The following is a 13,473-nucleotide window of genomic DNA, read 5'->3' as shown; positions in this document are numbered from 1 at the left end:
CCGCGCACCACTTTAATCCACACTGTCACCGTTCGTACCACCGTGATGCACTTTCAGACCCAAACACCCGCTTTACCACTGCTGGATAAAACCCCCGCAACCAATAAAAATCTATAACCCGCTGTTTCTAAGGCATTTTCACTGAATTTCAAACGTTTTGAACGATGAGAAATCAAGTTGGCCGATTGATTGCATATGCTTGTATGTACAAGCAAATACATGTTCGCACGTAATCTCTATCCAGCGGGTTTGGTTTGATCGAGTCGAGTGACAGAAAAATGGACGTTCCAACGCTCAGCCACGGCAACAACACCCGTCAGTTGGCCCAGGACGTCGGCGTGGAAAATGCATTCGCCTTCACAGGCTTAGTACCGGTTTGCATCCGTTTGCAATCCCAGAAAAAACGGTGTGTACCGACCTTGGCGATTCGGCCTGAGCCGGATCAGTTCGCAACACTCAATTGATTAGACAGGAAGTACCAAGATGTCGAACAAATCAAGCTGGTTGGGTTCTGTAGCGCTCAGTGCAATGGTGTTGGCCTGTGCTCCGGCACTCCAGGCCAAAGAGTGGACATCGGTCAACATCGCCACAGAGGGCGCCTATGAACCCTGGAACCTGACACTGCCGGGTGGAAAAATCAGCGGCTTCGAGCCGGAACTGATGGACGTGATCTGTCAGCGCATGAAGCTCAAGTGCAACATCGTCGTGCAGAACTGGGACGGCATGATCGCCAGCCTCAATGCAGGCAAATTCGACGTGCTGATGGACGCCATTGTCATCAACGACGAACGCCAGAAGGTCATGGCCTTCTCTACGCCTTACGCCCAGACCCCGGCCAGTTTCGTCGCCCTCCAAGCCGACTTGCTGCCAGGCAAAACCGGTACTGACGCGGCCATCACTCTGGGCACCGACCCCAAGGAAATCCGTGCTGGCGTTGAGGACCTGCGCAAGGCGCTTAAAGGTAAAACCATCGGCATCGCCTCCGGCACCATTTACACCTCATTCATTGATCAAAACTTCAAAGATGTAGCGACGATCCGTGAATACGGCAGCTCGTCCGAGGCCATTCTCGACCTGCAATCCGGGCGGATCGATGTTGCGTTTGATGACGTGACCTTCTTCAACTCGCTCATGGACAAGCCGGAGAACAAGTCACTGGTGTACACCGGCCCGGTGATCAAAGGCCCGATCTGGGGTGAAGGCGAAGCACTGGGCTTTCGCCAGAACGACGTGGAGCTCAAAGCCAAGTTCGACGCCGCCCTCAAGGAGGCCATGGCTGATGGCACGATCAAAACCCTGAGCGAGAAGTGGTTCAAGCAGGACCTGACCCCCAAGCATTGATCTGAATGGCCCGGCAGCGTGAAGGGTGCCGGGCTGCTTAACCCTTTTTAGACGTGGGATCCTCTATGAACCTCTTGCAGCTACTCAGTTTTGGTGACTCAGGTTGGGGGATGGCGCTGCTCAAGGCCACCGGCATGACCGTGATATTGACCCTCGCAGCACTGCTGGTAGGGGCGATATTTGGCAGTCTGGTGGCGACGGCCAAACTCTCCCGCCGCCGCAGTTTGCGCGGGCTGGGAAATCTGTACTCGATACTGTTCAGGGGGATTCCCGAGTTGCTGGTGATCTACCTGTTCTACTTTGGCGGGGCCAGTGTGGTGACGGCGGTTGGCCATTGGTTCGGCGGCGAAGGCTATATCGACGTGCCGCCTTTTCTGGTCGGGGCGTTGGCGGTGGGGCTGATCTCTGGCTCTTATCAGGCGGAAGTCTACCGGGGCGCCTTTCTCGCCGTGTCGCGGGGCGAACTGGAGGCCGGGCTGGCCATCGGCATGAGCCGTGCCATGCGCTTCAAACGGATTCTGGTGCCGCAGATTTTGCGCTACGCGCTGCCGGGGCTGGGCAATGTCTGGCAAATGAGCCTGAAAGATTCCGCGCTGATTTCAGTCATCGGCCTGGTGGAATTGATGCGCGCCAGTCAGGTCGCAGCCGGGTCCACCCGCCACTATTTCACCTTTTACATCATCGGGGGCGCGCTGTACCTCATTCTCACCGGCCTTTCCGGCCGGCTGTTCCACATGGCTGAAGCTCGCGTGCGTCGTACGCGGCAGCGCAGCCCAGTCTAGTTCGCGTCGGGAGCGACACCTATGATTGATTTTCCGTTCCTCGCAGACACCATGCTCAAGCTGCTGGCCGCCCTGCCCACGACTTTGTCGATCTTTTTTTGCTCGTTGGTGCTCGGCCTTGCCCTGTCGGTCGGCATCGTCAGCCTGCGGGTCAGCCGCTGGTGGTTTTTCAGCTACCCGGCGCGGTTCTACATCATGCTGTTTCGCGGCACACCGCTGCTGATTCAAATGTTCTTGATTTACTACGGGCTGGGCCAGTTCCCGGCCATCCGCGACAGCTTTGCCTGGGTCGTGCTGCGCTCACCTTATGGCTGCGCAGTGGTGTCGCTGGCCTTGTGCACCGCTGGCTACACCGCAGAAATAATCCGTGGTGGCCTGCTCAGCGTGCCCCAAGGTCAGATCGAAGCTGGCAAAGCCATTGGCATGTCGCCCTGGGAGCTGCTGTACCGGATCATTGCCCCGGTGACCCTGCGCCAGGCCCTGCCGGCCTACTCCACCGAAGCCATTTTGCTGGTCAAGTCCACCGCCCTCGCCAGCCTGGTGACGGTCTGGGATGTCACGGGCGTGGCCCAGCAGATCATCCAGTGCACCTACCGCACCATGGAGGTGTTCATTTGCGCGGCCCTGATTTATCTGGTGCTCAACTACCTGGTGGTGCGTGCGATCGCCTGGCTTGAGTATCGCCTCTCGCCACACTTGCGCGAACGCCCAGCAGACGTCGTGAAAAAATCCAGCCCCACACTGCCTACCCATTCCTGATTTGATACGGAGCCTGCCATGAGCATTCAGTCCGCTTCAGCCTTGTCGGTCACTAACATCCAGAAGTCCTTCGGCAGCGCCCATGTCCTCAAGGGTATTGATCTGGACGCACACAAAGGCGACGTGATCTCGATCCTCGGCGCCAGCGGGTCCGGTAAAAGTACGTTCCTGCGCTGTATCAACCTGCTGGAAACCCCCGATCAAGGCATCATCCGCGTCAACGGTGAAGTGATCGAGATGAAACAGCATGTCGACGGCCGTCAAACGCCGAGCAACAACCGCCAGGTCGAGCGCATGCGCAGTAGCCTGGGCATGGTGTTTCAGAGCTTCAACCTGTGGTCGCACATGACGGTGCTGCAGAACGTGATTGAAGGCCCGATGCGCGTGCTCAAACGCCCTCGCGCCGAATGCATCGAAGAGGCCGAGGCCCTGTTGCACAAGGTCGGCCTGTACGAGCGTAAGGACTACTACCCGGCGCACCTGTCCGGCGGGCAGCAACAACGGGTCGCAATCGCCCGCGCACTGGCGATGAACCCACAAGTAATGCTGTTTGACGAGCCCACCTCGGCACTCGACCCAGAACTGGTTGGCGAGGTATTACGGGTGATGCGCTCACTGGCCGAAGAAGGCCGCACCATGCTGGTGGTCACCCACGAAATGGGCTTTGCCCGACACGTGTCAAACCGGGTGGTGTTCATGCACGGCGGCCTGATCGACGCTCAGGGCACCCCGACGGAACTGTTCGAAGGCTTGCCCACCGAACGTTTTCGCCAATTCGTCTCTAGCCATAACGATAGAAGTGCCGAGTAAAGTGGCCCCGAGATGCGCGCCTTGGCGCGCACTTTGGTTGACTATTCCTACGATCAGGATCGAATTACACCGCTTTTAAAAATTAGAAAAAATATATTTAAAAATCGTCACATGTTTAACAAACAACCCCAGCTTACTTCTAATAACGCCACAACTATCAGGCTAACCCACCACCCACCCAACACCCGCAATAAAACTTTCTAAAACAGCAACATAATGAATTATTTAAGGCAACTCGCCAGTGTTGTGAAAAAACAATCACACGCCAATATACGCATCGCCGGGCCTGTTTAATAAAACAAACCTACAACAACTACCTAAAGTTCTGAGCGAGCAATAAAGATGCGTTTACTGATGATGTCTGTGGCTGTCCCAACATTACTGCTTGCTTTTCAAGGCACAGCACACGCTGAATGGCCTTTCGACGGGTTCCCATGCTGTCCTTTCAGTGATGCAGCGCTGAAAACCAATGTACAACCGCTGACTGGCGCGACCCAGAAGCTACTCCAGATTCAGGGCGTTACCTTCAATTGGAAAGATGGTGGACGCGAGGATATTGGCGTTATTGCTCAAGAAGTGAAAAAGGTTTATCCGCAACTGGTGCGTGAAGACACACAACACATGCGTGTGGATTACGAAAAACTGGTTGCGCCGCTGATTGAGTCCATACGAGAAATGGACGCACGCATCAAGCAACTGGAAACAGCCCAACACACTAAAGCGCACTAAACGACATCCAAGCATGAACCGGTCAGCAAACACGTGCTGGCCGGTCATACTTGAACTTCGAGCAATATCGTTAGCCTGCTTTCATTTATCCGGCAGTCACGCCATCATAGCGGCGCCCAAACGCCAGCCGGAACCGCTGCTCATGTCTGCGCAACATCCTCCCCATCCGAGTTCTCTGTCGATTACGCTGCAAATCCTGTCGATTGTTTTTTACACCTTTATCGCCTTTATCTGCATTGGCTTGCCCATCGCGGTCTTGCCCGGCTATGTGCATGACCAATTGGGTTTCAGCGCTGTGGTTGCCGGCCTGACCATCGCCTCGCAATACCTCGCCACCCTGCTGACGCGTCCTTCGGCCGGACGCATCGTCGACAAACGCGGGACCAAGCCTGCGGTGGTGTACGGCCTGATCGGCATCGCCATCAGCGGTGTACTCACGTACGTCGCCATCATGCTGCAAAGCTTCCCGGGGCTGAGCCTTGGCATTTTGATCGTCGGGCGCATTTTTCTGGGCATTGCCCAAGGGCTTATCGGTGTCGGCACGATCAGTTGGGGCATCGCGCAAGTCGGCTCGGAACACACCGCCCGTACCATTGGCTGGAACGGTATCGCCTCTTATGGGGCGATTGCCCTGGGTGCCCCGTTGGGTGTTCTGATGATCGACACACTGGGGTTTTCCAGCCTGGGCATTGCGCTGCTGGGGTTGGCCTTGCTGGCACTGCTGACCATCCGCAACAAAACCTCGATGCCGGTGATCGCCGGGGTACGCCTGTCCTTTTGGTCGGTATTGGGGCTGATCGCGCCCTATGGCCTCAGCCTGATGCTGGCGTCTATTGGTTATGGCACCCTGACGACCTTTATCACGCTGTTCTATATCGACCAGGGCTGGACGGGCGCGGCCTACTGCCTGTCGGTGTTTGGCGTGTGTTTTATCCTGGCCCGGCTGATATTCACCAACAGCATTAACCGCTTGGGTGGCTACAGCGTCGCAATGACCTGTATGGCCATGGAAACCCTGGGGCTGGTGCTGTTGTGGCTCGCGCCGTCTACCGGCTATGCCTTGATCGGTGCCGGGTTGGCAGGGTTTGGCCTGTCACTGGTGTACCCGGCGCTGGGCGTTGAGGCGGTCAAGCAAGTCCCCAGTTCGAGCCGGGGTGCAGGCTTGGGCGCTTATGCGGTGTTTTTTGACCTGGCGCTGGCCATGGCCGGGCCGCTGATGGGCGCCATCGCCTTGAACCTGGGGTATCCCTGGATTTTCTTCAGCGCAGCACTGATGTGCATTGCGGGCCTACTGCTTACCCTAGGGCTCTCGCGCCGGGCCAGCTAGTGGTCTGCGGTACGTAACAGTGTGTGGGCGTTGTTATTCAGCGCCTTACTGAAAAAGCGCCCTGATTCGTAAATCAAATCGCGATGGATATCCTCACGATCAACCCCGTCAGCATCGGTGCAGGCCCAGGCCATGGTTGCGCGCTGTTCATCCGAGCAAGGCGCCAGAAACACAAAATGTCCGGCGCCGGGGATCAGATTGAACTCAGGGGGGATCGGTAATTTACGCGCCAGGGCTTCGGCATTTTTGTCCGGGAACACGGTTTGATCACCCTCGCCGCTGTACAACAAAACCGGCACATGCACTTGGGCCAGGGTGTCGCGGCCAAACATCAGGCTCAGCGGCGCCATTAACAGCAACGCACGCACACGCGGGTCCGCGACGGGCAACAAATCATCCCGATCAGCGATCAGTTCACCTTGGGTCGTGCAGGCATCGTGGTCATCGGGCCGCTCTTGGCAATAACGCCGCAGTCGGTTCAAGTCAGGCTCGGCTCCGGCCAGAATCAGCGCCGTTTCACCACCTGCCGAATAGCCGATCACTCCGACCTGATCCGCATCGACGTAAGCAGACAGGCTGTTTTCATCCAGCACGGCGCTAATCGCCGCCGATATTTGCATCGGCCGCCCGTATAGATTGCTCAGGGTGCCGGTACGGCTGTGGTCTTTGAAGTTGTCACCCGGATGCAGCACCGCCACAACAACAAAGCCTTTGCGCGCCAGTGCGGTGATCAGGTCGTGCAGTGCCAGCGGCGTGCCGACATTGCCATGGGACAGCACCAGCAACGGGTAATGGCCGATGGCAATTTTGGCATCTTCGCTGGCATCGATGTCGTAGACGCCAATGCGGCTGTGCGCCTCTTCATCAGTCGACGGGTAAAAAGCGATGGCGTTCATTGGCTGGCCGTCCACCGGATCCAGAAAGCTGAGGCGATGAAAGCCCACACTCCATTGGTTCAGAGGCTCGGCGTGCACCAGCACAGGGCAACTAGCCATTATGAGAAACACGACAGCGCATAGACGCATCATGGCGGCTTACCTTTAATAGCGCTCAGCTTGCAGCAGGCAATGAAAAAAGACGGTCAGCCTCTTCTTTGCATAACCCAAGCCATTAAAGCCAGATGCAAAAAACTCCGTACTCTGGCCAATGACGGTATCCAGAATACAGAGTTTTGTTATGCGGGCACTACAGGGCAGCTTACGCGGCGCTGAACAGACCCTGACTAATGTGCTGATGAGCATCGCTCAGGGCTTTGCTGCGCACTTCATCGCCATAACCCAGGCCCTGTGCACGAACAAACTCAACATCAGTGATGCCGAGAAAACCCAGCAGCACTTTCAAATACTCTTCGTGCGCCACGCCTGTCGCCTGGCCCGCGTGAATGCCGCCAGAGGTCGAGACCACGATCACTTTCTTGCCACCGCACAGGCCAACCGGGCCGGTTTCGGTGTAACGGAAAGTTTGACCGGCCACGGCAATGCGGTCGATCCAGGCCTTGAGTTGAGTTGGGATGGTGAAGTTGTACATCGGCGCGCCGATGACCACTGCATCCGCGGCCAGGAACTGCGCCAGGGTGTCTGCGCTCAATTGCGCTTCGTATTTTTGCGCCGCATCACGCAGCTCAGCCGGGGTGCCAGCCGCCACCAGGGTAGCCGCCGAGAAGTGCTGAATGCCTTCGCTGGCGAGGTCACGGTAGCTCACTTCAACACTCGGCTCAGCCGCTTGCCAAGCCTTGACTACTTCACCGCTCAACTGACGCGAAGCCGAGTTGTCGCCCAAGATGCTCGAATCGATATGCAAAAGTTTCATGCGGATCTCCAAATTAAGACCGCCTCAGGCGATCAAGTGAGGGTGATGCTACCGATGAAAGCAATCGACGATAAGTCAGCGAGCATGCGATAGTTCGTCCCACCTGTAGGACAGTGAGAAAGGCAATGCAGGACCTTAATGATCTCTACTACTTCGCCAAAGTGGTCGAAGCCGGGGGCTTTGCGGCGGCGGGCCGTCTGTTGGGCATCCCCAAGTCACGCCTGTCGCGGCGTGTGGCCGAACTTGAAGAGCGCCTGGGCGCACGTCTGTTACAGCGCACCACGCGCCAGCTAAAGCTCACCGCTGTTGGCGAGCGCTATTTGAGTCATTGCCAGGCCATGCTGTTGCAAGCCGAAATGGCCGACGAGGCCGTGGCCAGCATGTCCAGCGAACCCCGAGGGCGCCTGCGGGTCTCGTGCCCGGTGGGCCTGGCTCACCAGTTTATGCCCGATGTGGTCAGCTCTTTTCTGCGCGCCTACCCCCATGTGCAACTGGAAGTCAGCCTGCTCAACCGCCGCGTAGACTTGATCACCGAAGGCATTGACGTGGCCATGCGCGTCCGCGAACTGGGCGATGAAGACCCGCTGCTGGTGACGCGGCGTTTGCGCAAGGCGGTGACCGTTATGGTCGCCAGCCCGGCCTTCGCTGAACAGTGGGCAATCAAGACCCCGGACGATCTCAAAAATGCCCCGGTGCTGGGGGCGCTTGAGGCCGATCGCATGGTGCATTTGCGCATGCTCGATGAGCACGGCAAAGCTTCAGACATGGTGCTGGAAGCACGCTTGGGCATTGATGACTTTAACGTGCGTAAAGCCTGCGCCCTGCAAGGGCTGGGCTTCACCGTGCTGCCCTTGATGTATTGCGAGCAGGAGCTTGAAACCGGTGAACTGGTGCAGCTACTGCCTCAATGGTCACTGCCCGGCGGTTGGCTGCAAGCCGTGTATCCGCACCGACGCGGCGTCATGCCAGCGGTACGGGCCTGGATCGAACATCTGGCTGATACCTTCGAACGCTGCGGAGAAAAAACCCTATGACGCGCACGTCCAACACCCAAAAAATCATGTCCAAGGAACAGGTAGCCGAGTTCTGCCGCAGCCTGCCGGGGGTCAAGGAGGATGTGAAATGGGGCGGGGTTGAAGTGTTCTATATCGATCAGAGCAAAATGTTTGCCCTGTTCAACCTCAACAGCAACGGGTTGTCGTTCAAAGTCGAGAAAGAACTGTTTCTGGGCTATATCGATCGCCCGGGGATACGCCCTTCGCCGTATCTGGCGCGGGCCCACTGGATCAATATGCAGGCGCCCTACCCGATGGGCGCTGAAGAACTGCAAGACTTGCTGCGCCGTTCCCACCAGTTGGTGGTCGGTAAACTGCCGAAAAAGCGTCAGATCGGCTTATTGATCTGACGCTCATGGCAGCCGCTTACAGGTTCAGAAAGGTGATTTTCAAAAACAGCACATCAATCCAGATCGCTTGATGCACGGCCACGATCAACCAGAACCAGACCTGAAAAGACACCTTGCGGGTCTTGTGGCGAAACACTTGCTGAGCCACCAGCGCACCCGGCCAGCCGCCCAGCAACTCAACCCCGTGCAAGAGCTTTTCCGGGGTGCGCCAGCGGCCATGCCGGGCTTGCTGTTTGTCATAGCCATAAAGGATGAACGCCACGACACTGGCCACGCCATAAACGAGCAGAGGCACCCGCGTGATGCCGGTGAGCAACAGGCTCAGCGAGCCTCCCAGCGGCATCGCGCACAGCAGCAGTAACGCCAGCAGCTTGAGCTTCACGCCACGCATCGGCCCAGCTGGCTGCTCAGGCACCCCAGCCGAGCCGCGACGGTCGTTGGCCGAGGTCTTCAACCTGCTGCAGCCCAGTCAATCCAGCCGAATTTCCAGGTCGCCAGAATCAGCATGCCGAAGGCAATGCGGTACCAGGCAAACGCGGCATAGCTGTGGTTGGAAATAAACTTGAGCAGCGCACGGACGGCGATCATGGCGAAGATGAACGCCGTCACAAAACCGATGGCGAACACTGGCAAGTCGTCAGGCTGGAACAGTTCACGGTACTTGTAACCCGAGTACACCGCCGCACCGACCATGGTGGGCATCGCCAGGAAGAACGAAAACTCGGTGGCCGCTTTACGCGACAGGCCGAACAACAGGCCGCCAATGATGGTCGAGCCCGAACGCGAAGTCCCCGGAATCATCGCCAGGCATTGCGCAAAACCGATCTTGACCGCGTCTTTCCAGGTCATGTCGTCTACGGTTTCAGCACGAATGACGTGGGTGCGACGCTCAGCCCAGAGCATGATCACACCGCCGATAACCAGGGCAGAGGCCACGGTAATCGGGTTGAACAGGTACTCGTGGATCATGTCAGCGAAGATCACCCCCAACACCACCGCCGGCAGGACCGCGATGATCAGGTTGACGGTAAAACGGCGCGCGCTGGGTTGCGTCGGCAAACCCACGACAACGTCGAGGATCTTGCGGCGAAACTCCCAGACAACCGCCAAAATGGCGCCCAGCTGGATAATGATGTTGAACGCCATGGCGCGTTCGCCGCCGAAGTTCAGCAAGTCGGCCACAATAATCTGGTGGCCAGTGCTTGAGACCGGCAAGAATTCCGTAAGGCCCTCAACGACACCGAGTATCAACGCCTGTGCGGCAGTCCAAAGATCCATCATTCCCCCATTAAAGCGCGGCGTCATGCCGCGCTGATTAGCCAAAAAATAAGTGTGTGCAACCGGTGCCGAGCCGTGGTTGCGGGTGTTGCATGTTCACTGACGTGATGTGAAATAACTGTCAGAAAACAATAAAGATTCAGCTTTCTGAATTTCGGCCGAGATCCTATCAGACACGTTCCACTTTCGCTGCTCTGAGTGCGAGCGTTGACAACAAGAACAACAAAGGAGTGACCGCTGTATGAATACCCTGCGCACGTTGTCCATCAGCCAGCGTCTGTGGCTGATCTTGATCGTGGCAATGACCATGCTGCTGGCGTTGGGTTTGCTGATGCTAAAGCAGATACATGACGATTTGAATGAAGGCAAAGCGCAGAAAACCCGGCACGTGGTACAAGCCGCCAGTGGCGTTCTGGACTACTACCATGGCCTCGAAACTGCCGGATCGTTAAGCCGTGATGCTGCGCAACAACAAGCGCTGCAGGTCATCAGCAAGATGCGCTATGACCAGGGCGATTACTTCTGGATCAATGACCTGCGCCCTTTTATGGTCATGCACCCGACCAACCCCAAACTCGACGGCAAAGACCTGTCTGCCATCAAGGACCCGGACGGTGTTGCGATCTTCAATGAAATGGTCGCACTGGCCAAGACCCAGGGTTCAGGCAACCTGGCTTACCGCTGGCCGAAACCTGGCGCTGACGAGCCGGTGGCAAAAACCTCTTATGTGCAACTGTTCGAGCCATGGGGCTGGGTGATTGGCTCCGGGGTGTACATCGACGACATGCAGGCCGAATTTCAGGCGCAAGTCTGGAAAGCCAGTGTCGCTGGCCTGACGATTGCGCTGATCATGGTCGTGCTGGTCAGATTGATCGCCCGCAGCATTGCTCGCCCGTTAAAAGAGGCGGTGCAGGCCATGGCCAATATTGCCAGCGGCGAAAGTGACCTGACCCGCAGCCTCGACACCCACGGGCGCGATGAGGTCACCGAACTTGCCCGGCACTTCAACACCTTCACCACCAAGCTGCGTACGGTCATCCGCCACTTGCAGTCCACCGCCACAGCGCTGGAACAGTCTTCGACGCAGATCGGCAACGACGCGACGCAAGCCCAGCAACGTTGCCAGCAGCAAGCCTCGCAGATGGATCAAGTGGCTACAGCGATCAACGAAGTCACCTACGCCGTACAAGAGGTAGCCAAAAACGCCGAACACGCCGCCGGTGAAATGCGTGGTGCGCAGACCCAAGCCGAGCTGGGCCAGCAGAACATCGACAGCAGCCTGAAGCAGATCGACCAACTGTCGATCACTATTGACCAGGCGGTCGAGGTGATCCGCACACTGGCCACGCAAAGCAGCGGCATCGGCAGCGTGCTTGAAGTGATCCGCTCGATTGCCGAACAGACCAACCTGCTGGCCCTGAACGCGGCCATTGAAGCGGCGCGTGCCGGTGAACAGGGTCGCGGCTTTGCCGTGGTCGCCGATGAAGTGCGCTTGCTGGCCCAGCGCACGCAAAAATCCACGGCTGAAATCCAGACCATGATTGAAGCGTTGCAGCAGCACTCCGACGCAGCCGTGAATGTCATTGCCAGCAGCAGCCAGGCGTCGCAAGCGACCATCGAACAAGCCACCCAGGCCGGCAACAGCCTCACCACCATCGGCCAGGCGCTCAGCAACCTAAACGAGCTCAATGCATCGATTGCCAGCGCCACGTTGCAGCAGGCGCACGTTGTGGAAGACATCAACCAAAACGTCACCCAGGCCGCCGACCTCTCGCAAAACACCGCCAAGGCTGCCGAGCAATCGAGTGCCGACAGCGCTCACCTCAAGGAACTGAGCGTGCAACTCAACGGATTATTGGGCCAGTTCAAGGTGTAACCCCTGCAAAACTTGTAGTCGCTGACGAAGCATGAGGCTGCGATGGGTTGCGAAGCGACCCTAATTGGCGATCCTGCGGCTCGCATCGCAGCCTCGTGCCTCGTCAGCGACTACAAGGTCATTCAGCGGTTTATTGAAATCGAGTGCACGCAAAACTTGACGACACCGGGTGATTTGAGTTTTCCTGAAACCGGTTTCATCGCCCCTTGATCGAAACCGCCTGCGATAACACCAATAAAAGGTTTCAGGCCGTGAACAGTTTTTCTGCAGCCCAGCGCACCCGCGTGACCATGCTTGATGTTGCCCGGCGCGCTGGCGTCTCCAAGGCCAGCGTGTCGCGCTTTATCGGTGAAGACCGGGCCTTGTTGTCCGCGGCCATCGCTGAACGTATCGAGCAGGCCATCAACGAGCTCGGCTATCGCCCCAATCAAATGGCCCGCGGCCTTAAGCGCGGCCGTACCCGGCTGATCGGCATGCTGGTGGCCGATATTCGCAACCCCTATTCGATTGCGGTGATGCATGGCGTTGAAACCGCCTGCCGCCAGCACGGCTACAACCTGGTGGTGTGCAACACCGACCGCAACGATGAGCAAGAGCATCAGCACCTCGCGGCGTTACGTTCTTACAACATCGAAGGCCTGATTCTGAACACTCTTGGCCATCATCCTGACGCGCTGCAAGCGCTGCACCAAGAGATGCCCATCGTCCTGATCGACCGAAAAGTCGAGCAACTGCACAGCGACATGGTCGGCCTCGACAACGCCGGTGCCGTGCGCATGGCCCTTGAGCACCTGCAAGAGCAGGGTTATCGGGATCTGTTGCTGGTCAGCGAGCCGATTGACGGCACCAGCTCACGCAGCGAGCGTATCGAGAGCTTCAATCAGTATTTGCGCATGCACCCGTCGCTCAGCGGCGCAGCGGTGCAAACCGGCCCGCAACTCAACACCGATATCCAGGCATTTCTGCAAGCGGCTGGCCCCGGTCCCAAGGCCATCTTTTGTTCCAACGGCGTGGCCGCCTTGGCGTGCACCCAGGTTTTGCGCGAGTTGAATTGCCGCTTGTTCGAAGACGTTGGCCTGATCGCCCTGGATGACCTGGACTGGTTCGCGTTGGTGGGCAGCGGTATCACCGCCCTCGCCCAGCCGACGCAACAAATCGGCGCCAGCGCGTTCGACTGTCTGCTCAAGCGCCTCAAGGGTGATACCGCCCCTGCGCGCAATCTGGACTTTACCGCGCGCCTGATCGTTCGCGGCTCAACACAACACGCTACCCCTGACGCTTGAGGGGCTGACAACCGTTATCCGGTCGTCAGCCCTTAACGCTGTACAAAAATGAAACCGGTTTCAGAGAGCAATAA

Annotated in this window: 15 protein-coding genes and 1 pseudogene; 12 read left to right on the top strand and 4 right to left on the bottom strand. The window is 57.7% G+C overall.

All coding sequences use genetic code 11. The annotated features are described in order from the left end of the window. Positions 1 to 278 precede the first annotated feature (278 nt). The 7 genes from AAEZ03_RS00130 (at position 279) to AAEZ03_RS00100 (ending at position 5,748) form a co-directional block, all read left to right on the top strand. On the top strand, positions 279 to 464 hold the full coding sequence (locus AAEZ03_RS00130; RefSeq protein WP_273223563.1) for a hypothetical protein: 186 nt from the start codon (positions 279 to 281) through the stop codon (positions 462 to 464). Between the two features lie 19 nt (positions 465 to 483). Then, positions 484 to 1,341 carry a transporter substrate-binding domain-containing protein gene (locus tag AAEZ03_RS00125; RefSeq protein WP_350574831.1) on the top strand — a complete coding sequence of 286 codons (858 nt, stop codon included), beginning with the start codon at positions 484 to 486 and terminating at the stop codon, positions 1,339 to 1,341. 65 nt (positions 1,342 to 1,406) lie between these two features. Beyond that, positions 1,407 to 2,123, top strand: coding sequence for an ABC transporter permease (locus AAEZ03_RS00120; RefSeq protein ID WP_350574828.1), 717 nt, complete (start codon positions 1,407 to 1,409; stop codon positions 2,121 to 2,123). Positions 2,124 to 2,144: 21 nt separating this feature from the next. Beyond that, positions 2,145 to 2,882, top strand: coding sequence for an ABC transporter permease (locus tag AAEZ03_RS00115; RefSeq protein WP_350574825.1), 738 nt, complete (start codon positions 2,145 to 2,147; stop codon positions 2,880 to 2,882). An 18-nt stretch (positions 2,883 to 2,900) separates the two neighbouring features. Further along, the gene (locus tag AAEZ03_RS00110; RefSeq protein WP_123748913.1) at positions 2,901 to 3,692 is read left to right on the top strand and encodes an ABC transporter ATP-binding protein; all 792 of its coding nucleotides are present in this window, start codon (positions 2,901 to 2,903) and stop codon (positions 3,690 to 3,692) included. A gap of 342 nt (positions 3,693 to 4,034) precedes the next feature. After that, on the top strand, positions 4,035 to 4,421 hold the full coding sequence (locus tag AAEZ03_RS00105; RefSeq protein ID WP_350574822.1) for a tail fiber domain-containing protein: 387 nt from the start codon (positions 4,035 to 4,037) through the stop codon (positions 4,419 to 4,421). 142 nt (positions 4,422 to 4,563) lie between these two features. Next, positions 4,564 to 5,748 carry an MFS transporter gene (locus tag AAEZ03_RS00100; RefSeq protein WP_350574820.1) on the top strand — a complete coding sequence of 395 codons (1,185 nt, stop codon included), beginning with the start codon at positions 4,564 to 4,566 and terminating at the stop codon, positions 5,746 to 5,748. Here the strand turns inward: AAEZ03_RS00100 and AAEZ03_RS00095 are convergent. Both AAEZ03_RS00095 and AAEZ03_RS00090 read right to left on the bottom strand, forming a co-directional pair. Next, positions 5,745 to 6,776 carry an alpha/beta hydrolase family protein gene (locus tag AAEZ03_RS00095; protein ID WP_350574817.1) on the bottom strand — a complete coding sequence of 344 codons (1,032 nt, stop codon included), beginning with the start codon at positions 6,774 to 6,776 and terminating at the stop codon, positions 5,745 to 5,747. The genes AAEZ03_RS00100 and AAEZ03_RS00095 overlap by 4 nt on opposite strands. A 169-nt stretch (positions 6,777 to 6,945) precedes the next feature. Then, on the bottom strand, positions 6,946 to 7,557 hold the full coding sequence (locus AAEZ03_RS00090) for an FMN-dependent NADH-azoreductase (RefSeq protein WP_278937741.1): 612 nt from the start codon (positions 7,555 to 7,557) through the stop codon (positions 6,946 to 6,948). A 125-nt stretch (positions 7,558 to 7,682) separates the two neighbouring features. On the opposite strand from AAEZ03_RS00090, the gene AAEZ03_RS00085 reads away from it, so the two are divergent. Beyond that, positions 7,683 to 8,591 (top strand): LysR substrate-binding domain-containing protein, encoded by a 909-nt coding sequence (locus AAEZ03_RS00085; RefSeq protein ID WP_262125719.1) that lies wholly within the window; start codon positions 7,683 to 7,685, stop codon positions 8,589 to 8,591. 26 nt (positions 8,592 to 8,617) lie between these two features. Beyond that, entirely contained in the window at positions 8,618 to 8,962 is a 345-nt protein-coding gene (locus tag AAEZ03_RS00080) for an MmcQ/YjbR family DNA-binding protein (protein WP_048390862.1), read from the top strand. 16 nt (positions 8,963 to 8,978) lie between these two features. Here the strand turns inward: AAEZ03_RS00080 and AAEZ03_RS00075 are convergent, their stop codons facing one another. Both AAEZ03_RS00075 and AAEZ03_RS00070 read right to left on the bottom strand, forming a co-directional pair. Beyond that, a complete protein-coding gene (locus tag AAEZ03_RS00075; protein WP_153329912.1) occupies positions 8,979 to 9,353 on the bottom strand; it encodes a DUF1294 domain-containing protein in 375 nt (124 codons plus the stop codon). Positions 9,354 to 9,412: 59 nt separating this feature from the next. Continuing rightward, the gene (locus AAEZ03_RS00070) at positions 9,413 to 10,240 is read right to left on the bottom strand and encodes an undecaprenyl-diphosphate phosphatase (RefSeq protein ID WP_123748908.1); all 828 of its coding nucleotides are present in this window, start codon (positions 10,238 to 10,240) and stop codon (positions 9,413 to 9,415) included. 241 nt (positions 10,241 to 10,481) lie between these two features. Here AAEZ03_RS00070 and AAEZ03_RS29210 point away from each other — a divergent pair. The 3 genes and pseudogenes from AAEZ03_RS29210 to AAEZ03_RS00060 form a co-directional block, all read left to right on the top strand. Further along, a pseudogene (locus tag AAEZ03_RS29210) lies at positions 10,482 to 11,258 on the top strand (cache domain-containing protein); the annotation flags it as partial. A 123-nt stretch (positions 11,259 to 11,381) separates the two neighbouring features. Then, positions 11,382 to 12,116: a methyl-accepting chemotaxis protein gene (locus AAEZ03_RS29205; RefSeq protein WP_502947878.1), complete on the top strand. Its 735-nt coding sequence runs from the start codon at positions 11,382 to 11,384 to the stop codon at positions 12,114 to 12,116. 251 nt (positions 12,117 to 12,367) lie between these two features. Beyond that, positions 12,368 to 13,399: a LacI family DNA-binding transcriptional regulator gene (locus tag AAEZ03_RS00060; protein ID WP_350574809.1), complete on the top strand. Its 1,032-nt coding sequence runs from the start codon at positions 12,368 to 12,370 to the stop codon at positions 13,397 to 13,399. Positions 13,400 to 13,473 lie beyond the last annotated feature (74 nt).

Source organism: Pseudomonas sp. HY2-MNA-CIBAN-0224 (genome assembly GCF_040310285.1).
In the GTDB taxonomy this organism is placed as follows: domain Bacteria; phylum Pseudomonadota; class Gammaproteobacteria; order Pseudomonadales; family Pseudomonadaceae; genus Aquipseudomonas; species Aquipseudomonas helleri.
Note: the sequence above shows the minus strand (reverse complement) of the source record. Positions and strands in the feature narration are given on the sequence as shown.